The following is a 21322-nucleotide window of genomic DNA, read 5'->3' on the forward strand; positions in this document are numbered from 1 at the left end:
TCGGTTAAAAACAGTCACAAAAGAAAAAGGCTTGCCGCAGCAAGCCTTTGGAAGAAGGGCATCAAGCTTGCTGGCGATGCTTTTTTTCCAGCTTCTTCTTGATCCGGTCGCGTTTAAGCGTGGACAGGTAATCGACAAACAGCTTGCCGTTGAGGTGGTCGCACTCGTGCTGGATGCACACGGCCAGCAGGCCATCGGCGATCAGCTCGTAGGGCTTGCCGTCACGGTCCAGCGCCTTGATCTTCACGCGCAGCGGGCGTTCGACGTTCTCGTAGAACTCCGGCACCGAGAGGCAGCCTTCCTGGTATTCGCCCATCTCTTCGGTCAGCGGTTCGAACTCGGGGTTGATAAACACCCGCGGTTCGCTGCGATCTTCCGACAGGTCCATGACCACGACGCGCTGATGCACGTTGACCTGGGTGGCGGCGAGGCCGATGCCCGGGGCTTCATACATTGTTTCAAACATGTCATCGACCAACTGACGAACCTTGTCGTCCACTACGGCCACCGGTTTGGCGATCGTGCGCAGGCGCGAGTCGGGAAATTCGAGGATGTTCAAAATAGCCATAAGCGTAATTGCTGCACATGTGAGGTAGAGGCAAATCGGCGGTGGGATGGACCCAGGCAGCCGGTGTGAAAGGTTCGAAAGCCGCGAAGGCTATGGCATTTCACGCGAACGCACATAATAAAGGAGATTGACCCCATGAGGAAATCGCTACTCGTCTTGCTGCTGTGGACGCCGCTCACGATGGCCTTGATCCCACCGTCCGGCCAGCGTCTGGAACCGGCGACGCAGCAGGCCATCCAGTACTTTTTGCTGCACAACCGCATACTCGACACGGCCCACGACCTGGACAACGCGCCTTACATTGTCGCGGCCGACGCGGGCCGGGTGCTGGGTGCCAACGGCGACCGTGTGTATGCAAGGGGCGCCCTCGACCCCACACAGCCCAATTACGGGATTTTTCGCCGCGCCAAGACTTACACCGACCCCGACACTCAGGAATTGCTGGGCATCAACGCCGACAACATCGGCACCGCGCGCTTCGTAATGGCCGGCGATCTCACTACGCTGGCGGTGCAGCGAGTCACCCAGGAAGTACGTCCCGGCGATCGGCTGCTGCGCGCCGAACCTCCGGTTGACCCGGCCCCGGTGAAGCGTGCTTCCTTTGTTAAGGGGCACATCATCGACATTCCCAAAGGCGTCACCCAGATTGGCGTACTGGACGCCGTTACCCTGAACAAAGGCCGACGCGACGGGCTGGTTGAAGGCCAATTGCTGACCGTGATCAAAGCCGGCGAGACGATCCGCGACACCCTCACCGGCGCGGCAACCCAACTCCCCGATGAACGCGCCGGCACGCTGCTGGTGTTTCGCACCTATGAAAAGCTCAGCTATGGCCTGGTTCTCAGCGCCTCACGCTCGCTGGCAGTCATGGACCGATTCGAGACTGCCCAACAAATACAATAAATAGCCTGCTAAATAAGTTACCAACAGAGTTATCCACAGCTTGTTCCGGTCAAGGATGATCAAATGTATCCGATAAACAGCAGCGAAATTTCCCCGTCAGAACTGGAAGCTCGACTACGCTTGCACAGGCTGCCAGAACTGGGTTCCAAGCGTTTTCGTGTGTTGCTCGAAGCCTTCGGCTCTGCCTCAAAAGCCATCAGCGCCCCTGCCAGTGCATGGCGTTCCCTCGGGTTGCCGGCCGTGAGCGCCGATGCCCGCCGCAGCCCTGAAATACGCGACGGTGCCAGTGAAGCATTGGCGTGGTTGGAGCAGCCGGCCCAGCATTTGCTGATGTGGGACCAACCTGAGTACCCGGCACTCCTCGCCCAGATCGACGATGCCCCGCCGCTATTGTTCGTCGCCGGTGACCCCAAAATCCTGGAAAAACCGCAGTTGGCCATGGTCGGCAGTCGCCGTGCGTCGCGACCCGGCATGGACACCGCAGCGGCCTTTTCCCGCAGCTTGGCGAGCGCCGGTTTTGTCATCACCAGTGGTCTTGCGTTGGGCATAGACGGCGCGGCTCACCAGGCAGCGCTGGATGTCGGCGGCCAGACAATCGGCGTGCTCGGCACCGGGCTTGAAAACTTTTATCCACAGCGCCACCGGCAGCTCGCAGCCACGATGATTGCCCAGGGCAGCGCGGTGGTTTCCGAGTTTCCGTTGGACGCCTCGCCACAGGCTGGCAACTTCCCCCGGCGCAACCGGATCATCAGTGGCCTGTCGCTGGGCGTGCTGGTGGTGGAAGCCAGCATGGCCAGTGGCTCGCTGATCACCGCGCGGCTGGCGGCCGAGCAAGGGCGCGAGGTGTATGCGATCCCGGGTTCCATCCATCACCCCGGCGCCAAGGGCTGCCACCAATTGATCCGCGATGGCGCGACGCTGGTGGAATCCATCGAGCACATTCTGGAAGGGTTACGTGGCTGGCAGGCGCTGTCCCGGCCGGCGCCCGTGCCGGTCACGCATCCGCTGGTGGCGCTGCTGCATGCCGCGCCTCACACCAGCGAGGGCTTGGCCCTTGCCAGCGGGCGGCCATTGTCCCAGGTGCTGGCTACCCTCACCGAGCTTGAGCTCGAAGGCCAGGTGATCTGCGAAAGCGGGCGCTGGCTTGCGCGCTGCTAGGTTTTGTAAAGAAGATCGGTAAACTGCGCAGAGCTTTAGTCCGGAGAGTGAGTAATGGTCAACAGGTGGCGTGTGCTGGAAACCGCACGGGAAATTCGCGCAGGCGCGGTGATTGCCTACCCGACCGAAGCGGTCTGGGGCCTTGGCTGCGATCCGTGGAACGAAGAAGCGGTGGACCGGCTGCTGGCGATCAAGAATCGGTCGGTGGACAAGGGCCTGATCCTGGTGGCGGACAATATTCGCCAGTTCGATTTTCTCTTTGAAGACTTCCCGGACACCTGGATCGAGCGCATGGCCAGCACCTGGCCTGGGCCCAATACCTGGCTGGTGCCCCATCAGGACTTGCTGCCTGAGTGGGTAACGGGTGTGCATGACACGGTGGCGTTGCGGGTGACTGATCATCCGCTGGTGCGGGATTTGTGCTCGCTGGTCGGGCCGCTGATTTCCACCTCGGCTAACCCGCAAGGGCGCCCGGCTGCGCGCACGCGGCTTCGCGTGGAGCAATACTTCCGTGGCCAGGTAGATCGGGTATTGGGCGGCGCTCTGGGTGGGCGCAAGAACCCGAGCCTGATTCGCGATTTGGCGACGGGTGAGGTGGTGCGGCCTTCCTGAGAGCCCGGTGCGGCCATCGCGGGCAAGCCCGCTCCCACATTCGGTCGCGTTCCTTCAGTTGGAATGCGATCAAAGTGTGGGAGCCGGGCTTGCCCGCGATGAGGCCATTACTGACCCCAGCGATCTATCGCCTCACGGCAACAAAATGGTCGACCCGGTAGTCCGCCGCCCCGACAGCTCAGTCTGCGCTTTCGCCGCGTCCGCCAGCGAAAACCGCTGGTTGATGTCAATGCGCACCTTGCCGCTCTTGATCATCGAGAACAAATCATCCGCCATCGCCTGCAAGTCTTTCGGGTTGCTGGCGTAAGTCGCCAAGGTCGGCCGGGTGACATACAGCGAGCCCTTGGCCGCCAGAATGCCCAGGTTCACCCCATCCACCGCGCCCGATGCATTACCAAAACTCACCACCAGCCCACGTGGCGCCACGCTGTCCAGCGAGGTCAGCCAGGTGTCCTTGCCGACGCCGTCGTACACCACCGGGACTTTTTTGCCGTCGGTCAATTCCAGTACGCGTTGTGCGACGTTTTCCTTGCTGTAGTCGATCGTTTCCCAGGCGCCGAGGGATTTGGCCAAGGCGGCTTTTTCCGGCGAGCTCACCGTACCGATGAGCTTCACGCCCAGGGCTTTGGCCCATTGGCAGGCCAGCGAGCCCACACCACCGGCGGCGGCGTGGAACAGAATGGTTTCGCCGCCCTTCAATTCGTAGGTTTGACGCAGCAGGTACTGCACGGTCAGGCCTTTGAGCATCGCACCGGCAGCCTGTTCGAAGCTGATCCCGTCCGGCAGGTGCACCAGGTTGGCGGCGGGCAGTACATGTAATTCGCTGTAGGCGCCCAGCGGGCCGCTGCCGTAGGCCACGCGGTCGCCGACTTTGAATTGCGTAACCTCGCTGCCCACGGCATCGACCACACCGGCGCCCTCTGCGCCCAGGCCCGAGGGCAGGGCCGGCGGCGCGTAAAGGCCGCTGCGGAAGTAGGTGTCGATGAAGTTCAGGCCGATGGCCTCGTTGCGCACACGAACCTGCTGCGGGCCAGGTTCTGCCGGCGTGTAGTCCACATACTCAAGCACTTCGGGGCCGCCATGGGCGCTGAACTGGATACGTTTGGCCATCTGCACTTCTCCTGAGGTCGAATTCGCGTAGCCCTCTATCCCACTCCTATGCTTGATCTTCGTCAACTGCGGCGCACCTAAGTGCAGTGCCACGTAATCGCAGTGGTATCCTGTGCGCCCATTTGCCGCCGACGCCGCATGGCCTCGCGTAGCTTTGCCCGATTCAAGGTGATGCCATGACTACCCGCACCGAGGCTGTTAAAGCCTACCTGCTCGACCTGCAAGACCGCATTTGCAGCGCCCTGGAAACCTTCGAGACGGACACTCGCTTTATCGAAGACGCCTGGACCCGGCCTGCCGGTGGCGGCGGTCGCACCCGTGTGATCGAAAACGGTACGGTCATCGAAAAAGGCGGCGTTAACTTTTCCCACGTGTTCGGCAGCGGTCTCCCACCGTCCGCCAGCGCGCATCGCCCCGAGCTGGCCGGTCGCGGGTTTGAAGCCTTGGGCGTGTCGTTGGTGATCCACCCGCACAACCCGCATGTGCCGACGTCCCACGCCAATGTGCGCTTTTTCATCGCCGAAAAAGAAGGCGAAGAACCGGTGTGGTGGTTCGGGGGCGGCTTCGACCTCACGCCCTACTACGGCAACGAGGAAGACTGCATCCACTGGCACCGCGTTGCCGAGCAGGCCTGTGCGCGGTTCGGGCCGGACGTGTACTCGCGCTACAAAGCCTGGTGCGATACGTATTTCCATATCAAGCACCGCAACGAACCGCGCGGCATCGGCGGCCTGTTCTTCGACGATCTGAACGAGTGGGACTTCGACACCTGCTTCGCCTTCATCCGCGCCATCGGCAATGCGTATATCGACGCCTACCTGCCGATCGTGCAGCGCCGCAAGGCCATGGCTTACACCGAACAGCAGCGCCAGTTCCAGGAGTTCCGCCGAGGACGCTACGTCGAATTCAACCTGGTCTACGACCGTGGCACCCTGTTCGGCCTGCAGTCGGGCGGGCGCACCGAGTCGATCCTGATGTCGCTGCCACCGCAAGTGCGCTGGAGCTATGACTGGAAGGCCGAGGCCGGTAGCGAAGAGGCGCGTCTCACCGATTACTTCCTGCAAGACCGCGACTGGCTCGGCCTCGCCGCGCCCAAGGCGGCTGTCTGATGGACCGTTATGTGGTGTTCGGCAACCCTATCGGCCACAGCAAGTCGCCGTTGATTCATCGCATGTTCGCCGAGCAGACCGGCGAGCAACTGGACTACAGCACCTTGCTCGCGCCTTTGGAGGATTTCACCGGCTGTGCCCGTGAGTTTTTTCAGCAAGGCCGTGGCGCCAATGTCACGGTGCCATTCAAGGAAGACGCCTACCGCTTGGCCAACAGCCTGACTGAGCGTGCCCAGCGCGCCGGCGCGGTGAACACCCTGAGCAAGCTGGCCGACGGCACCCTGCTGGGTGACAACACCGACGGCGCCGGCCTGGTGCGCGACCTGAAGGTGAATGCCGGGTTGAACCTGCAAGGCAAACGCATCCTGTTGCTCGGTGCTGGCGGCGCGGTGCGTGGGGCGTTGGAGCCCCTGCTGGCCGAGCAGCCTGCCGCGCTGATCATCGCCAACCGCACAGTGGAAAAGGCCGAGTTGCTCGCCGAGCTGTTTGACGATCTGGGCCCTGTGTCGGCCAGCGGTTTCGACTGGCTGCGTGAGCCGGTGGACCTGATCATCAATGCCACGTCCGCGAGCCTGTCAGGCGATGTACCGCCGATTGCCAGCAGCCTGATCGAGCCGGGCAAGACCTTTTGCTACGACATGATGTACGCCAAGGAACCCACCGCGTTCTGCCGTTGGGCGACAGAGCATGGCGCAGCAGTGGCGATGGATGGCCTGGGCATGCTCGTGGAGCAGGCGGCGGAAGCGTTCTTCCTGTGGCGCGGTGTGCGCCCGGATTCGGCGCCGGTGTTGGCTGAGTTGCGCCGGCAATTGGCTGCGGCATAAATCTAAAAGTGAACACGGTCTAATGTGGGAGCTGGCTTGCCTGCGATGGCGGTGTAACAGATACAGATGTGCTGGCTGATCCACCGCTATCGCAGGCAAGCCAGCCCCCACATTGTTTAACCGCATTCAGTCTTCGAAATGGATGGGGCATTTATCGGCCCCTTCGAGTTTTTTCAGCTCTTCCACCACCTGCGGCCTGGCCCTGCGCAACGTCAGGCTACGCCCCAACCCCGTCAATCGACGCGCTTCCTGGTGCAGCATCTCCACCCCGGAATAGTCGATAAAGTTGATCTGCTGCGCTTCGATCACCACCCGCTCGCCCTGCAGGCTTTGCAGGCGCACTTGCAGGTAATGGCTGGCGCCAAAAAAGATCGAACCGCCGACCCGCAACACGTCTTCGTCACCGTCGCGCCACTGCTGAACACGCGGTTGCGAGGTGCGTTTGAGGTAGAAGAACAGCGACGCCAGCACCCCGGCGTAAATCGCCGTTTGCAGCTCCAGCAGCAAGGTGGCAACGCACGTCAGGCTCATCACCACAAATTCTGCGCGGCTCACGCGAAACAGCGCGCGGATGCCGCGGTGATCCACCAGGCCCCAGCAAATCAGCAGGATGCTCGCGGCCATGCTGGGGATTGGTATGTGCGCGATCAACGCCACCCCAAATACGGCAAACAACGCCACCCAGCCGGCGGAAAACACGCCTGCCAACGGTGAGCAAGCGCCCGCCTCGTAACTGAGGCCGGAGCGTGTAAAGGAACCGGCCGACAAGTAGCCAGAGAAAAATCCGCCGACGATATTGGATAAGCCCTGCGCGCGGACTTCCTGATTGGCGTCGAGCAATTGCTGCGAACGTGCCGACAGCGAGCGCGCAATCGACAAACTGGTCACCAGCCCGAGCATGCCCACCGCCACCGCGCTCGGCAGCAGGCGCAGGAGCATGTCCAGGTCCATCGACAATGGGCTGAACGGCGGCAGGGTGCCCACAAACGAACTGACCCGCGCCACATGCCCGAACATCGACGGCCACAACCACGCCGCCAGGCTGCCCAAGGCCAGGGCGATCAACAGTGTTGGCCAGCGCGGCACCCGGTATTTGAGCAGCGCGCCCACCAGCAAAGTGCCCAGGCCCAAGGCGAGGGAGGCGTGGTCCCATTCGCCGGCGTGATCGATGAGCGCCAGCAAACTCTTGATCGCTGTGGCTTGGCTGGGCAGGTCCAACCCCAGCAGGTTGGGCAACTGCCCCAAGGCGATCACTACGGCCGCGCCGAGGGTGAACCCCAGCACCACCGAATGAGAGACGAAATTGACCAGCGCGCCAAAGCGCAGCAGACCCAGCAGCCACTGGAAAACGCCGGCAAGGACGGTCAGCAGCAGGATCAGCGTGATGTAGTCCTTCGACCCTGGCACGGCCAAGGGGCTGACGCTGGCGTAGAGCACGATGGAGATGGCGGCGGTAGGCCCGCAGATCAGGTGCCAGGAGGAACCCCACAGGCAGGCGATCAGTACCGGGACGATGGCGGCGTACAAGCCGTATTCGGGTGGGAGACCGGCGATCAGCGCGTAGGCAATCGACTGCGGCAGCGCGAGCACGGCACCGCTTAAGCCAACCATCGCGTCCCGGCCGACGCTGGCGCGGGTTTGGCGCGGGAGCCAGGCGAGGAAGGGCAAGAGAGTGTGTCGGTTGGGCCGGGGCATGAAAGGCTCGGTTCGAAAGGTTTGCATCAGGGTATCAGCACACACAGCCCCCCGTGGGAGCTGGCTTGCCTGCGATAGCATCACCTCTGTCTAACTGACAGACCGAGTTGTCTGCATCGCGGGCAAGCCAGCTCCCACAAAAGCCAGTTCCCAAAAGGATCGATGTCGGGGGGTTAGAGCTTGGCTTTGACTGCCGCCAACGCATCCTGGCCGTCCACGGTTTTTACGCCATCGAGCCACTTATCCAGCACCGCTGGATTGGCCTTGATCCACGCCTTCGCCGCATCAGCGTTGCTGACTTTTTTATTCACCACCTCCGCCATGATGCTGTTCTCCATTTCCTGGGTGAAACTCAGGTTGGTCAGCAGTTTTCCGACATTCGGGCAGGCTTGTGCATAGCCCTTGCGGGTCAAGGTATAAACGCTGCCGGTGTCACCGAAGTACTTCTCGCCACCCTTGAGGTAATGCATTTTCAACTGCACGTTCATCGGGTGCGGCGTCCAGCCGAGGAAGGTCACGAATTTCTGTTTTTTAACCGCCCGCGACACTTCGGCCAGCATCGCCTGCTCACTCGACTCGATCAGCTTCCACTGGCCGAGGTCGAAGTCGTTCTTCTTGATGATGTCCTGCAGCGAGATATTGGCCGGCGCGCCGGAGCCGATGCCGTAGATCTTCTTGTCGAACTTGTCGGCAAACTTGTTCAGGTCGGCAAAGTCATGCACCCCGGCGTCCCACACGTAGTCCGGCACCGCGAGGGTGAACTCGGTGCCGTCGAGGTTTTTTGCCAGTTGCACCACATCGCCATTGGCCACGAACTTGTCATAGAAGCCCTGCTGCGCCGGCATCCAATTGCCCAGGAACACATCCACCTGGCCGTCCTTGAGCCCGCCAAAAGTGATCGGCACCGCCAGGGTGTCGACCTTGGCCTTGTAGCCCATGCCGTTCAACAGAAAACCGGTGATGGCATTGGTGGCGGCGATATCGCTCCAGCCTGGATCGGCCATCTTCACCGTGTCGCAGCCAGTGTCCGCGTACGCATTGGCGCTACTGAGCACCAACATGCCCAGCACTACAGTCAACTTTTGCATGACCTTCCCTCTGTCTATTTATGGGTGTTGGCAGGGTTGTGGGTAACGTGCCTCGCGCTCCAGGTCGTCGAGGTCGATGTGGTTGCGCATGTATTGCTGACTGGCGTCCACCAGTGGCTGGTGATCCCAGCTCTTCAGCTTGCCTTGGGTCAGCGCCTCGAACACCAGGCGGCGACGGCGTTGGCTGGCGAGCACCTGCTGGTGGATCGCCGGGATGTCCCATTTGGCCCGCGCCTCACTCAAAAACGCCTCGAACAGTGGCCGGTGTTCCGGTGACTGGCTGAGGTTTTCCCGCTCGTGCGGGTCGTTGTGCACATCGAACAGTAGACAAGGATCGTCCTCGCTGTAGATGAACTTGTACGCGCCACGGCGAATCATCATCAGCGGGCTGATGGTGCCTTCGGCCATGTATTCGCCAAACACTTCGTCGTGCCCGCCCTGCCCCTGCAAGTGCGGGACCAGCGAGCGTCCGTCCAGCGGCAAGCGTGGGTCCAGCTCGCCGCCGGCCAGTTCCACCAACGTCGGCAACAGGTCGGCCGTGGAAACCGCTTTGGTTACGCGGCCCGCCGCGAATTGCCCAGGCGCACTGACCAGCAGCGGCACGCGGGCGGCCATTTCAAACCAGTGCATTTTGTACCAGAGGCCGCGCTCGCCGAGCATGTCGCCGTGGTCGCCGGAGAAGATGATGATCGTGTCATCGGCAAGGCCGGTGTCTTCCAGGGTTTGCAGGAGTTTGCCGACGTTGCTGTCGATGTAGCTGCACGCGCCAAAATAGGCGCGGCGCGCATCACGGATCTTGTTCAGCGGCAGCGGCTTGTCCCACAGGTCGTAGACCTTGAGCAGGCGCTGCGAATGCGGGTCGAGGTCGGCCTGGGCCGGCGTCGTAGGCAATGGGATGTCGGCATCGTCGTACAGGTCCCAAAACGCCTTGGGAATGGTGTACGGGTCGTGTGGGTGAGTCATCGACACGGTCAGGCAGAACGGCTGGTCACCCTCATTGCGGATATGGTCGAACAGGTACTGCTGGGCCTTGAACACCACCTCTTCGTCGAAATCCAGCTGGTTGGTGCGCACGCACGGGCCGGCTTGCAGCACCGATGCCATGTTGTGATACCAGGTGGGGCGCACGTCCGGCTCATCCCAGTTCACCGCCCAGCCATAGTCGGCGGGGTAAATGTCGCTGGTCAGGCGTTCTTCATAGCCGTGCAACTGGTCAGGGCCGCAGAAGTGCATCTTGCCCGACAGCGCGGTGCGGTAGCCGAGGCGGCGCAGGTAGTGGGCATAGGTCGGCACATCGCCAGGGAAATCTGCCGCGTTGTCGTAGGCGCCGATCTTGCTCGGCAACTGGCCGCTGACCAGCGTGAACCGCGATGGCGCGCACAGCGGGCTGTTGCAATAGGCGGCGTCGAACACCACGCCCTGTTCGGCGAGGCGGCTCAGGTTTGGCAGTTTGATCGGGGAAGGTCCGTAGAACGGAAGCAGCGGCGCGGCCATTTGATCGGCCATGATGAAAAGAATGTTCTTGCGCTTCATGAGTCTTCGGCATTCCATAGGCGATGTTTATGCGAATGAGCATGCGGCCCATGGAAAATGGGGTAAAGCCCATGAAAAGCAATGTCTAGGATAAGCACAGCTTATGTATGAAGCCCTTGGCGACCTTTCCCTCGACCTGCTGCGTGCATTCGAGGCGGCGGCACGCCACCGCAGCTTTACCGCTGCCGCCGTGGAACTGGGCACCACCCAGCCGGCCATCAGCCAGCAGATCAAACGCCTCGAAGAACAGCTTGGGCTGCGTTTGTTTGATCGCATCTACCGTGGCATCGAGCTGACCGACGCGGGTGCGCTGCTGTTTGAGCATGCGCAGGGCGGTTTGCAGGCCATCAACCAAGGCCTGAGCGCGATCACCCAGCAAGACCAGCATGAAGTGCTGCAAGTGGCCACCGACTTCGCCTTCGCCGCCTATTGGCTGATGCCGCGCCTGCACCGCTTTCACCAGGCCAACCCGCAGGTGGACGTGAGCCTGGTCACCAGCGAGCGCAACCACGCCACCTTGCGCAGCGATATCGACGTGGCGGTATTGTTCGGCGATGGACGTTTCAAACAGGGCGACAGCCTCTGGCTGTTCAACGAGGAAGTGTTCCCGGTGTGCAGCCCGCAATGGCTCAAGGACCAGACCACGCCGCTGACCGTGCAGACGCTGCAGGACTGTCCGCTGCTGCACCTGCGCCAGGAAAACAACAGCCAGTGGTTCGACTGGAGCGGCGTGTTTCGCGAGCTGGGCATTACCACCGCGCCCACACCCGGCCAACTGCGCTTCGACAACTACACCCTGTTGATCCAGGCCGCGATTGCCGGCCAGGGCGTGGCCATTGGCTGGCGCCACTTGGTGGATAACCTGCTGGAGCAGAACTGGCTGTGTCGGCCGATCAGCGACACGGTGATCTCACGCTTCGGTTATTACGTGGTCCAGCCCCAGCGCAAACGCCGGGGGCAGTTGGTCGAACGCTTTGTCGACTGGCTGGTGGCCGAGCAAGCCCGCAGCGCACAGTCGCTGACCGGGCTGGCCCTGCCGTCGATTGCGGTCTAGGATCGGCGCATATTGGATCCGGATTTCGCCATGCAACGTATCAAGGGCTACCACGCTCATATCTACTTCGACGCCAGCACCATCGACCAGGCGCGCCAGCTCTGCGAGGACGCGGCCAAGCTGTTTCCGTTGCGCATGGGCCGCGTGCACGAACGCCCGGTGGGCCCGCACCCGGACTGGAGTTGCCAGCTGGCGTTCGAGCCGGAATACATCGGTGTGGTGTTGCCATGGCTGGCTTTGCATCGCGAGGGGCTGGTGGTGTTCCTGCACCCTGATACCGGCGATGACCTGAAGGATCACACCGATTACGCGATCTGGATGGGCGCGATGCGCGAGCTGGACCTGTCTATTTTTTAACCAGTGCGTATAAAAATCCCATCCCCTTGGGCAGAGGCGATGGGATTTTTTATGATTTAACCCACTATATGGGACTGTTATTTATATATTGAGATATCGCCAGTCATAGGTTTATATTCGCCCATCTGCTTTTTTCAGCACCCACTCATTTCAGGTGAAGCGATGCAGGCGCAATTGATCGCGCTCGACTGGGGGACCAGCTCCCTTCGTGCTTATAAACTCGGCCCGGCCGGCAAGGTGCTCGACCAGCGCGCACTGGCGTTCGGCATCATGCACCTGCCCAGCGAACCCCGGGACATTGCCGGCGTGCGTTGCAGTGATGGCTTCGAGTTGGCGTTTGACGCGGCCTGCGGCGACTGGCTCGACGCCCAGCCCGACTTGCCGGTGATCGCCTGCGGCATGGTCGGCAGTGCCCAGGGCTGGAGTGAAGCGGCGTATCGCAACACGCCGGTCGATGTCGCGAGCCTCGGCCAGGCGCTGCACAGCGTGCGCAGCCTGCGCGGGGTGACGGTGCATATCGTGCCCGGCGTGATCGAACAGGTGGGCTTGCCCAATGTGATGCGCGGCGAAGAAACCCAGGTGCTGGGCGTGCTGCAAGGCCTCGCGGCTGAGGTATTGATCGGCCTGCCGGGCAGCCATTCCAAATGGGTCGAGGTGGTGGATGGCTGCATCACACACTTTGACACCTTCATGACCGGCGAACTGTTTGCCGTGCTGAGCCAGCACAGCATTCTCGGCCGTACGCAAAAAACCTCCGACCACTTCCAGGCCGAGGCCTTTGATCGCGGCGTGCAGGTGGCACTCTCCAACGACGGCCAGCGTGGCGTGCTCTCGACATTGTTCAGCGCCCGCACACTCGGGCTGACCGCCGAATTGGCTCCCGACCAGCAACCGGATTACCTGTCCGGCCTGCTGATCGGGCATGAACTTGCCGGTTTACCGGCCCCTGCAAAACACAAGCCCATCGTCCTGGTCGGCACCGCAGCGCTCTGCGCCCGTTATCAGCGCGCCCTCGCCCTCTGCGGCTTCGCCCACGTCAGCCTGGCGCAAGCCGCCACCGAACGCGGCCTGTGGCAATTGGCCGTGGCGGCCGGGCTCACTCAACCGGCCCTGGAGGCCTGACATGCTCAAGCAAGCACTCGCACACAACGGTTTGATCGCAATCCTGCGCGGTGTACGGCCGGACGAAGCTGAAGCAATCGGCCAAGTGCTCTACCAGGCCGGCTTTCGCGTGATCGAAGTTCCGCTCAATTCGCCGGACCCTTACACCAGCATCCGCACGCTGCGCGACAGCCTGCCCGCCGATTGCCTGATCGGCGCGGGCACCGTGTTGACGCCCGAGCAGGTCGAGCAGGTCAAAGCCGCAGGTGGCCAAGTGATCGTCATGCCCCACAGTGATGCCAAGGTGCTACGCGCCGCGAAAGCGGCGGGCTTGTATCTGTCGCCGGGTGTGGCCACGCCCACCGAAGCCTTCGCTGCGTTGGCCGAGGGCGCCGACGTGCTGAAGCTGTTCCCGGCCGAGCAAATGGGCCCGGCAGTAATCAAGGCGTGGCTGGCGGTATTGCCGGCCGGCACATTGCTGCTGCCGGTCGGCGGCGTGACCCCGGACAACATGCAGGTGTATTTCGACGCAGGCGCCAAGGGCTTCGGCCTGGGGTCCGGGTTGTTCAAGCCGGGCATGTCTGTGGGTCAAGTGGCGAGCAGTGCCCAGGCGTATGTCGCCGCCTGGAATGCGCTGAATTGATGCCCTGAAAAGAACGCACGTTTTGCGCCCTCGGCGCTGCATCGACAAGAGAGATAAGAAGATGAAAATCACCAAACTGACCACCTTCATCGTCCCGCCGCGCTGGTGCTTCCTAAAGGTCGAAACCGACCAGGGCGTGACCGGCTGGGGTGAACCTGTGGTCGAGGGCCGCGCGCACACTGTGGCGGCGGCTGTCGAAGAACTTTCCGACTACTTGATCGGCAAAGACCCACGCAATATCGAAGACATCTGGACGGTGCTCTATCGCGGCGGCTTCTACCGAGGCGGTGCCGTGCACATGAGCGCTCTCGCCGGTATCGACCAGGCGCTGTGGGACATCAAGGGCAAGGCGCTCGGCGTGTCGGTCAGCGACCTGTTGGGCGGCCAGGTGCGCGACAAGATTCGCGTGTATTCATGGATCGGCGGCGACCGCCCCGCCGATACCGCGCGTGCCGCCAAAGAGGCCGTGGCCCGTGGCTTCACTGCCGTGAAAATGAACGGCACCGAGGAGCTGCAGTTTGTCGACAGTTTCGAAAAAGTCGACCTGGCCCTGGCTAACGTTGCCGCCGTGCGCGATGCGGTGGGCCCGAACGTCGGCATTGGCGTCGACTTCCATGGCCGCGTGCACAAGCCCATGGCCAAGGTGCTGATGAAAGAACTCGACCCTTACAAACTGATGTTTATCGAAGAACCGGTGCTCAGCGAAAACTACGAAGCGCTCAAAGAACTGGCGCCGCTGACCAGCACGCCGATTGCCTTGGGCGAGCGCCTGTTCTCGCGCTGGGACTTCAAGCGCGTGCTCAGCGAAGGTTACGTCGACATCATCCAGCCGGACGCCTCCCACGCCGGCGGCATTACCGAAACCCGCAAGATCGCCAACATGGCCGAAGCCTACGACGTGGCCCTGGCCCTGCACTGCCCGCTCGGCCCGATCGCCCTGGCGGCCTGCCTGCAATTGGACGCGGTTTGCTACAACGCGTTTATCCAGGAACAAAGCCTGGGCATCCACTACAACGAGAGCAACGACCTGCTCGACTATGTGCGTGACCCGGGCGTGTTCGACTATGACAAAGGCTTTGTGAAAATCCCCAACGGGCCAGGCCTGGGTATCGAGATCAACGAGGAATACGTGATCGAGCGCGCGGCTATCGGCCACCGCTGGCGCAACCCGATCTGGCGGCATGCCGACGGCAGCTTTGCCGAGTGGTGATCAACCCCTGACGAAATCGGACACAAAATGTGCGAGGGGGCTTGCCCCCTCCCACATCCCGGTTTACTCAGTAAGACCTGTCCTCAATAAACATAAGAAGAGGCAACCCCCCATGCACCCTGAATCCTTCACCGGGCAGGCTTCTCTCGTCACGCCCAGCAGAAAGCGTTTCTTCATCATGGTGCTGCTGTTTATCACCGTGGTGATCAACTACCTCGACCGCAGCAACCTGTCGATTGCCGCCCCGGCGCTGACCAGCGAGCTGGGCATCGACCCGGTGCATGTCGGGCTGATCTTCTCGGCGTTCGGCTGGACCTACGCCGCCATGCAGATCCCCGGCGGCTGGCTGGTGGACCGTGTGCCGCCCCGCATTCTCTACACCGTGGCCTTGCTGCTGTGGTCGATTGCCACCGTGATGCTCGGTTTTGCCGCCAGCTTTATCGCGCTGTTTGTGCTGCGCATGGCGGTCGGCGCGCTGGAAGCGCCGGCCTATCCGATCAACAGTCGCGTGGTCACCACCTGGTTTCCCGAACGCGAGCGTGCCACGGCCATTGGCGTTTACACCTCCGGCCAGTTTGTCGGGCTGGCGTTTCTCACGCCGGTACTGGCCTGGCTGCAACACGCGTTCGGCTGGCACATGGTGTTTGTCGCCACCGGTGGCGTGGGCATTGTGTGGGCGCTGATCTGGTACGCGGTGTACCGCGAGCCGAAGGACTTCAAAGGCGCCAATGCGGCTGAAATCGAGCTGATCCGCGAAGGCGGCGGGCTGGTGGATATGCAGACCAAGGCGGTCAAGGCGCCATTCAGTTGGGTCGATCTTGGGATCGTACTGAGCAAGCGCAAACTGTGGGGCATCTACCTGGGGCAGTTCTGCCTGAACTCCACGTTGTGGTTTTTTCTGACGTGGTTCCCGACCTACCTGGTGAAATATCGCGGCATGGACTTCATCAAGTCGGGCTTGCTGGCGTCGCTGCCCTTTCTGGCGGCGTTTGTGGGTGTGCTGTGTTCGGGGCTGTTTTCTGACTGGCTGATTCGCCGCGGCACGTCGGTAGGCTTTGCGCGCAAGTTGCCGATTATTGGTGGGCTGTTGATTTCCACCGCGATCATTGGCGCCAACTATGTGGATTCGACGGCGTGGGTGATTGCGTTTCTGGCGGTGGCGTTCTTTGGGAACGGTTTGGCGTCGATTACCTGGTCGCTGGTGTCGACCTTGGCGCCGGCGCGGCTGCTGGGGTTGACCGGAGGAGTGTTTAACTTCATCGGTAACTTGTCGGCGATTACTACGCCGATTGTGATTGGCTTTTTGGCCAGTGGTGATTCGTTTGCGCCGGCGATTACCTACATTGCGGTGCTGGCATTATTGGGCGCGCTGTCCTATGTGTTGCTTGTAGGCAAAGTCGAACGTATAGAACTGAAGCAATAGCCTGTCGCGAGCGGGCCTCCTGTGCCGAACGGGCTTGCTGTGGCGAGCGGGCTTGCCCCGCGTTGGGCTGCGCAGCAGCCCCATCAAGGCTACTGCGGTCTTTCAGGGAAACTGCGTTATCCGGTTCCGGGGGCGCTTCGCACCCCAACGCGGGGCAAGCCCGCTCACCACGCCAAGCTCCGTCGCCACGACAAGCCCGCTCACCACAGGGTAGTGCGAGGGATTAGTTGAGTACGCCGTCCAGAATCTCGTAGACGATGCCGGTGCCGACTGCGATCAAGACCACGTCCGGGCCGGAACGGCGCCATTCATAACCCTGGTAAACCGGCAGGCGTGCCAGGGCGCGGTTGTCCAGGCGTTCGCCGTAGTAGCCGCGTGGCAGTGGCTGGCCGCGGACCAGGCGTACATTCGGTGGCGGCGGTGCGCCACGGGCGAACTGGCCGTGGTTGTCGTGGATGATCTGCCGTACCGGGCCGAAGTCCTGAGGCGGGCCGCGACGGTTGTCCTGCGGGCCACGGTGGTCATCGCCGCGTTGCTCGTGCTGGCCTTGCGGACCACCACGGCCAGGGCCATTGTCATCGCCCCGTTGGTCGGGCGGCGCGGCCTGCACCAAGGCACTCGCGCCGAGCATCAGCACGCCGAGACCAGCGATCAAGCGTTTAGGCATTTTCATGGGGTGTTTCCTCAGTACTGCACGAACAAAAAAGGGATTTCGAACCGGGTTCGAAATCCCTTGGTCTTGTCAGTTTAGGTACTGATTCGACAGTATGATTCCTCTGTATCAGGAACTTTACCTACTGCTACACGGCGTTTACTTACGGGCGTTGAGAACGCCTTCCGACAGCGCCGCGCACAAGGTCAACACGCCATCAATTGCCTGCTGATCATTTTTGGCAGTGGCGATGTGATCGATCAACGCCGAACCCACCACCACACCGTCTGCCAGGCGCGCGATAGCGGCTGCCTGTTCCGGCGTACGGATACCAAAGCCAATGCTGATCGGCAGATCGGTATGCCGACGCAGGCGAGTCACGGCTTCTTCAACGTGCTCCAGGGTGGCCGCACCGGCACCGGTCACACCGGCCACCGACACGTAGTACACAAAGCCGGAGCTGCCATTGAGCACGGTCGGCAGACGCACGTCATCGGTGGTCGGCGTGGTCAGGCGGATAAAGTCGATGCCTGCTGCCTGGGCCGGGTCGCACAGCTCGCCGTTATGCTCAGGCGGCATGTCGACCACGATCAGGCCGTCTACGCCGGCTTCCTTGGCGTCGCTGATGAACTGTGGCACGCCATATTTGTGGATCGGGTTGAAGTAGCCCATCAGCACCAGCGGCGTGTCGTTGTTGTCTTTGCGGAACTCGCGAACCATCTGCAGGGTTTTCGCCAGGTTCTGCTTGGCTTCCAGCGCTCGAATGTTGGCCAGCTGAATCGCCGGGCCGTCGGCCATCGGGTCGGTGAAGGGCATGCCCAGCTCGATCACGTCGGCACCAGCTGCCGGCAGGCCTTTGAGGATCGCCAGCGAGGTGTCATAGCCCGGGTCGCCGGCAGTGACGAAAGTCACCAGGGCGGCGCGGTTTTGTTCTTTGAGTTGCGCAAAACGTGTTTGCAGGCGGCTCATCAGTGTTTCTCCTGCTTCGACTGTTCCATATGGTGCATCACGGTTTGCATGTCTTTGTCGCCACGGCCGGAGAGGTTGACCACCATCAGGTGATCTTTCGGCAGGTTCGGTGCGCGTTTGAACACTTCAGCCAGGGCGTGGGCGCTTTCCAGTGCAGGAATAATCCCTTCCAGGCGGCAGCATTTATGGAACGCCTCGAGGGCTTCGTCGTCGGTCACCGAGGTGTACTGGACACGGCCGATGTCATGCAACCAGGCGTGTTCAGGGCCGATGCCCGGGTAGTCGAGGCCGGCGGAAATCGAGTGGGCGTCAATGATCTGGCCGTCGTCATCCTGCAGCAGGAAGGTGCGGTTGCCGTGCAGCACGCCAGGTACGCCACCGTTTAGGCTGGCGGCGTGCTTGCCGGTTTCGATGCCGTGGCCGGCCGCTTCAACGCCGATGATCTCGACGCTGGTGTCATCCAGGAACGGGTGGAACAGGCCCATGGCATTGGAGCCGCCGCCGATGCACGCCACCAGGCTGTCCGGCAGGCGGCCTTCCTGGGCTTGCAGTTGGTCGCGGGTTTCTTTGCCGATCACGGCCTGGAAGTCGCGCACCATCGCCGGGTAGGGGTGTGGGCCGGCTACGGTGCCGATCAGGTAGAAGGTATCGTCGACGTTGGTTACCCAGTCACGCAGGGCTTCGTTCATCGCGTCTTTGAGGGTGCCGGTGCCGGCGACCACCGGGATCACTTCGGCGCCCAGCAGCTTCATGCGGAACACGTTGGCCTGCTGGCGCTCGATGTCGGTGGTGCCCATGTAGATCACGCAGTCGAGGCCAAAGCGCGCGGCCACGGTGGCGGTGGCCACGCCGTGCATGCCGGCGCCGGTCTCGGCGATGATGCGTTTCTTGCCCATGCGCCGCGCCAGCAGGATCTGGCCGATGCAGTTGTTGATCTTGTGCGCGCCGGTGTGGTTGAGCTCTTCGCGCTTGAGGTAAATCTTGGCGCCGCCGCAGAATTCAGTCAGACGCTCAGCGAAATACAGCGGGCTTGGACGTCCGACGTAGTCGCGCTGGAAGTAGGCCAATTCTTCGTTGAACGCCGGATCGATCTTGGCCGCTTCGTATTCGCGGGCCAGGTCAAGGATCAACGGCATCAGGGTTTCAGCGACGTAGCGGCCGCCGAACGCGCCAAACAAGCCGTTGGCGTCTGGGCCGTTGCGTAGATCGGTCTGGGACTGAGTCATGGGGCGCTCCAGTAAAGAATGTGAGGAGAGGCAATGAGCGCCACTCTACCCCTGACGCGCTACGCTGAAAACCGATAAGATCGCCGCAACCTGTCAGGAAAACTCACAGATGAGCCGAGACCTTCCACCCCTCAATGCCTTGCGTGCATTTGAAGCCACAGCCCGGCTCAACAGCGTTAGCCAGGCTGCCGAGCAACTCCATGTGACCCACGGCGCCGTCAGCCGCCAGTTGAAGGTGCTGGAGGAGCATTTGGGTGTCAGCCTGTTCGCCAAGGATGGGCGCGGCCTTAAACTCACAGATGCCGGTGTTCGGCTACGCGATGCCAGCGCAGAGGCGTTCGAACGTTTGAGGGATGTCTGCGCCGAGCTGACCCAGGCCAGCGCCGACGCGCCGTTCGTGCTGGGCTGTTCGGGCAGTTTGTTGGCGCGTTGGTTGATCCCGCGCCTGGGCCGCTTGAACGCCGACCTGCCGGACTTGCGCTTGCACCTGTCAGCAGGTGACGGCGATCTCGACCCCAGGCGTCCCGGCCTCGACGCCCTGCTGGTGTTCGCTGAGCCGCCGTGGCCGGCGGACATGCAGGTGTACGAGTTGGCCAGTGAGCGCATCGGCCCGGTGATGAGCCCGCGCTTCGCCGGTTACGAGCGTTTGCGCCAAGCCCCGGCGCACGCCCTGTGCGGCGAAGCCTTGCTGCACACCACTTCGCGCCCGCAAGCTTGGCCCAGTTGGGCGCAGCAATACGGCATCGCACCCGGCGCGTTGAAACACGGCCAGGGGTTTGAGCATTTGTATTATTTACTGGAGGCGGCGGTGGCAGGGCTTGGGGTGGCAATTGCGCCAGAACCGCTGGTGGCAGAGGACCTGCGTGCAGGTCGCCTGATGGCGCCGTGGGGTTTCAGCGAAACCCCGGCGCACCTGGCGCTATGGCTACCCAAGCGCGCCGCAGACGGGCGCGCGGGTCAACTGGCGCAGTGGCTCAAGGCAGAGCTGTTGCGCCAGCCGATGTAGCCGGTATTTCAGTCGCCGCGTTTGCACAGCAGGTAAGCCGCCAGCAGACCCAGCGCGCCAACGGCGACGCCGGCGGTAGTCCATGGGTGCTCTTGTGCGTAGTCCCGGGTTGCAACACCGGTTTCGCGGATTTTGACTTTGCTTTCTTCGTAGGCATCGCTGATCAGATGACGGGAGTGCTTGAGAGCATTCTCGGCATTGCTTTTCAGGGCCTTCAGCGTTTTGCGCGACTCGTCGGACGCATCGTCCTTAAGGCTCTCAAGGGACTTGAGAAGGCTCGAAATCTCGGCTTCCATGCTTTCCAGCGACGCTTTGCGTAAAGAAGTGTTGGCCATGTGGACTCTCCTGAAGTGATTGAGTGGCATGTGTAGATACCGACTCCAGCGTTTTCAGAAAGTGCAGTAAATCTGAACTTTTGAGTGGGAATAGTCGCCAGAAGCAGTACGAACATTGACTGCTACGCTCACTAAAGACCTCAGGAGAAACGCCATGTCTGATCATCACACGTACAAGAAAGTCGAATTGGTGGGTTCGTCGGCGACCAGCATCGAAGACGCCATCAACAATGCCCTCGCCGAAGCGAACAAAAGCATCAAGCACCTGGAATGGTTCGAAGTGACTGAAACCCGTGGGCACATCAAGGACGGCAAGGCCGCGCACTTCCAGGTCACGCTCAAGGTGGGATTCCGAATCGCCAGTAGTTGATCACGTCGGTTGAACTTTGCCGACTGGCCGATTGCCATAACCTGCGCTACAACCAATGGGTGCCGATGCGAAAGCGTCGGCACGCTCTTTTCGATCAGCGCAAGGAAAGTAACGGATGAAGAAGTTCCTGTTAGCGGTAGGTTTGTTGAGCATTGCGGGCACAGCCCTGGCGGCGGGCAAGCCTTGTGAAGAGCTGAAAGGCGAAATCGCAGCGAAAATCGACGCCAAGGGCGCCTCGGGTTACTCGCTGGAGGTGGTAGACAAAGGCGCGGCACCCAGCGACCACAAAGTCGTCGGTAGCTGCGAAGCCGGCACCAAGGAAATCGTCTACAAGCGCGGTTAATCCCTTGCTCCAGACATAAAAAACGACGCACAG

General features: G+C 61.8%; 23 protein-coding genes. 14 read left to right on the forward strand and 9 right to left on the reverse strand.

Annotated features, from left to right (window positions below):
- Window positions 1–61: 61 nt before the first annotated feature.
- Window positions 62–568 carry a peptide deformylase gene (def, locus tag AC19YS_RS08505; protein ID WP_016970668.1) on the reverse strand — a complete coding sequence of 169 codons (507 nt, stop codon included), beginning with the start codon at window positions 566–568 and terminating at the stop codon, window positions 62–64.
- A gap of 135 nt (window positions 569–703) precedes the next feature.
- Here def and AC19YS_RS08510 point away from each other — a divergent pair, with 135 nt between their 5' ends.
- The 3 genes from AC19YS_RS08510 (at window position 704) to tsaC (ending at window position 3241) form a co-directional block, all read left to right on the forward strand.
- Window positions 704–1471 (forward strand): peptidoglycan-binding protein, encoded by a 768-nt coding sequence (locus AC19YS_RS08510; RefSeq protein ID WP_500601453.1) that lies wholly within the window; start codon window positions 704–706, stop codon window positions 1469–1471.
- 63 nt (window positions 1472–1534) lie between these two features.
- Window positions 1535–2629: a DNA-processing protein DprA gene (dprA, locus tag AC19YS_RS08515; protein ID WP_119741270.1), complete on the forward strand. Its 1095-nt coding sequence runs from the start codon at window positions 1535–1537 to the stop codon at window positions 2627–2629.
- A 54-nt stretch (window positions 2630–2683) separates the two neighbouring features.
- Complete coding sequence (gene tsaC / locus AC19YS_RS08520) at window positions 2684–3241, forward strand: L-threonylcarbamoyladenylate synthase type 1 TsaC (protein WP_106575988.1); 558 nt, start codon at window positions 2684–2686, stop codon at window positions 3239–3241.
- A 132-nt stretch (window positions 3242–3373) separates the two neighbouring features.
- Here the strand turns inward: tsaC and AC19YS_RS08525 are convergent, their stop codons facing one another.
- Window positions 3374–4351, reverse strand: coding sequence for an NADPH:quinone reductase (locus tag AC19YS_RS08525; RefSeq protein WP_106575989.1), 978 nt, complete (start codon window positions 4349–4351; stop codon window positions 3374–3376).
- A gap of 176 nt (window positions 4352–4527) precedes the next feature.
- Here AC19YS_RS08525 and hemF point away from each other — a divergent pair, with 176 nt between their 5' ends.
- Window positions 4528–5460 (forward strand): oxygen-dependent coproporphyrinogen oxidase, encoded by a 933-nt coding sequence (hemF, locus tag AC19YS_RS08530; protein ID WP_119741272.1) that lies wholly within the window; start codon window positions 4528–4530, stop codon window positions 5458–5460.
- Complete coding sequence (aroE, locus tag AC19YS_RS08535; protein ID WP_200624164.1) at window positions 5460–6284, forward strand: shikimate dehydrogenase; 825 nt, start codon at window positions 5460–5462, stop codon at window positions 6282–6284. The genes hemF and aroE overlap by 1 nt, the downstream gene beginning before the upstream one ends.
- Window positions 6285–6410: 126 nt before the next feature.
- Here the strand turns inward: aroE and AC19YS_RS08540 are convergent, their stop codons facing one another.
- The 3 genes from AC19YS_RS08540 to betC all read right to left on the reverse strand — a co-directional run bounded on the left by AC19YS_RS08540 (window position 6411) and on the right by betC (window position 10600).
- Window positions 6411–7979, reverse strand: a complete 1569-nt coding sequence (locus tag AC19YS_RS08540) for a SulP family inorganic anion transporter (RefSeq protein WP_500601456.1) — start codon at window positions 7977–7979, stop codon at window positions 6411–6413.
- A gap of 173 nt (window positions 7980–8152) precedes the next feature.
- On the reverse strand, window positions 8153–9067 hold the full coding sequence (choX, locus tag AC19YS_RS08545; protein ID WP_124416082.1) for a choline ABC transporter substrate-binding protein: 915 nt from the start codon (window positions 9065–9067) through the stop codon (window positions 8153–8155).
- Window positions 9068–9085: 18 nt separating this feature from the next.
- Window positions 9086–10600 (reverse strand): choline-sulfatase, encoded by a 1515-nt coding sequence (gene betC / locus AC19YS_RS08550; RefSeq protein WP_200624166.1) that lies wholly within the window; start codon window positions 10598–10600, stop codon window positions 9086–9088.
- 103 nt (window positions 10601–10703) lie between these two features.
- On the opposite strand from betC, the gene AC19YS_RS08555 reads away from it, so the two are divergent.
- The 6 genes from AC19YS_RS08555 (at window position 10704) to AC19YS_RS08580 (ending at window position 16388) form a co-directional block, all read left to right on the forward strand.
- Window positions 10704–11654 (forward strand): choline sulfate utilization transcriptional regulator, encoded by a 951-nt coding sequence (locus AC19YS_RS08555; RefSeq protein ID WP_106575994.1) that lies wholly within the window; start codon window positions 10704–10706, stop codon window positions 11652–11654.
- Between the two features lie 30 nt (window positions 11655–11684).
- Window positions 11685–12011, forward strand: a complete 327-nt coding sequence (locus AC19YS_RS08560; protein ID WP_106575995.1) for a DOPA 4,5-dioxygenase family protein — start codon at window positions 11685–11687, stop codon at window positions 12009–12011.
- A 162-nt stretch (window positions 12012–12173) separates the two neighbouring features.
- Complete coding sequence (locus AC19YS_RS08565; protein ID WP_448193334.1) at window positions 12174–13133, forward strand: 2-dehydro-3-deoxygalactonokinase; 960 nt, start codon at window positions 12174–12176, stop codon at window positions 13131–13133.
- A gap of 1 nt (window position 13134) precedes the next feature.
- A complete protein-coding gene (locus tag AC19YS_RS08570) occupies window positions 13135–13755 on the forward strand; it encodes a 2-dehydro-3-deoxy-6-phosphogalactonate aldolase (protein WP_472526085.1) in 621 nt (206 codons plus the stop codon).
- Window positions 13756–13816: 61 nt separating this feature from the next.
- Window positions 13817–14965, forward strand: a complete 1149-nt coding sequence (gene dgoD / locus AC19YS_RS08575) for a galactonate dehydratase (protein ID WP_017137927.1) — start codon at window positions 13817–13819, stop codon at window positions 14963–14965.
- Between the two features lie 112 nt (window positions 14966–15077).
- The gene (locus tag AC19YS_RS08580; protein WP_500601460.1) at window positions 15078–16388 is read left to right on the forward strand and encodes an MFS transporter; all 1311 of its coding nucleotides are present in this window, start codon (window positions 15078–15080) and stop codon (window positions 16386–16388) included.
- 223 nt (window positions 16389–16611) lie between these two features.
- On the opposite strand, the gene AC19YS_RS08585 is transcribed toward AC19YS_RS08580, so the two are convergent.
- The 3 genes from AC19YS_RS08585 to trpB form a co-directional block, all read right to left on the reverse strand.
- Complete coding sequence (locus tag AC19YS_RS08585; RefSeq protein WP_106575999.1) at window positions 16612–17061, reverse strand: anti-virulence regulator CigR family protein; 450 nt, start codon at window positions 17059–17061, stop codon at window positions 16612–16614.
- A 138-nt stretch (window positions 17062–17199) separates the two neighbouring features.
- Window positions 17200–18009 (reverse strand): tryptophan synthase subunit alpha, encoded by an 810-nt coding sequence (gene trpA, locus AC19YS_RS08590; RefSeq protein ID WP_200624169.1) that lies wholly within the window; start codon window positions 18007–18009, stop codon window positions 17200–17202.
- The gene (gene trpB / locus AC19YS_RS08595; RefSeq protein ID WP_200624170.1) at window positions 18009–19235 is read right to left on the reverse strand and encodes a tryptophan synthase subunit beta; all 1227 of its coding nucleotides are present in this window, start codon (window positions 19233–19235) and stop codon (window positions 18009–18011) included. Before trpB ends, trpA begins: the two co-directional genes overlap by 1 nt.
- Window positions 19236–19344: 109 nt before the next feature.
- On the opposite strand from trpB, the gene AC19YS_RS08600 reads away from it, so the two are divergent.
- Window positions 19345–20241, forward strand: a complete 897-nt coding sequence (locus AC19YS_RS08600; protein ID WP_500601463.1) for a LysR family transcriptional regulator — start codon at window positions 19345–19347, stop codon at window positions 20239–20241.
- 8 nt (window positions 20242–20249) lie between these two features.
- On the opposite strand, the gene AC19YS_RS08605 is transcribed toward AC19YS_RS08600, so the two are convergent.
- Complete coding sequence (locus AC19YS_RS08605; protein ID WP_003170746.1) at window positions 20250–20576, reverse strand: ElaB/YgaM/YqjD family protein; 327 nt, start codon at window positions 20574–20576, stop codon at window positions 20250–20252.
- Window positions 20577–20730: 154 nt separating this feature from the next.
- Here AC19YS_RS08605 and AC19YS_RS08610 point away from each other — a divergent pair, with 154 nt between their 5' ends.
- Together AC19YS_RS08610 and AC19YS_RS08615 are read left to right on the forward strand one after the other, a co-directional pair.
- On the forward strand, window positions 20731–20946 hold the full coding sequence (locus AC19YS_RS08610; protein WP_003187305.1) for a dodecin: 216 nt from the start codon (window positions 20731–20733) through the stop codon (window positions 20944–20946).
- 115 nt (window positions 20947–21061) lie between these two features.
- Window positions 21062–21289: a DUF1161 domain-containing protein gene (locus AC19YS_RS08615; protein WP_106576003.1), complete on the forward strand. Its 228-nt coding sequence runs from the start codon at window positions 21062–21064 to the stop codon at window positions 21287–21289.
- The last annotated feature ends 33 nt before the right edge of the window (window positions 21290–21322 follow it).

The organism is Pseudomonas sp. MF08831 (assembly GCF_059862645.1).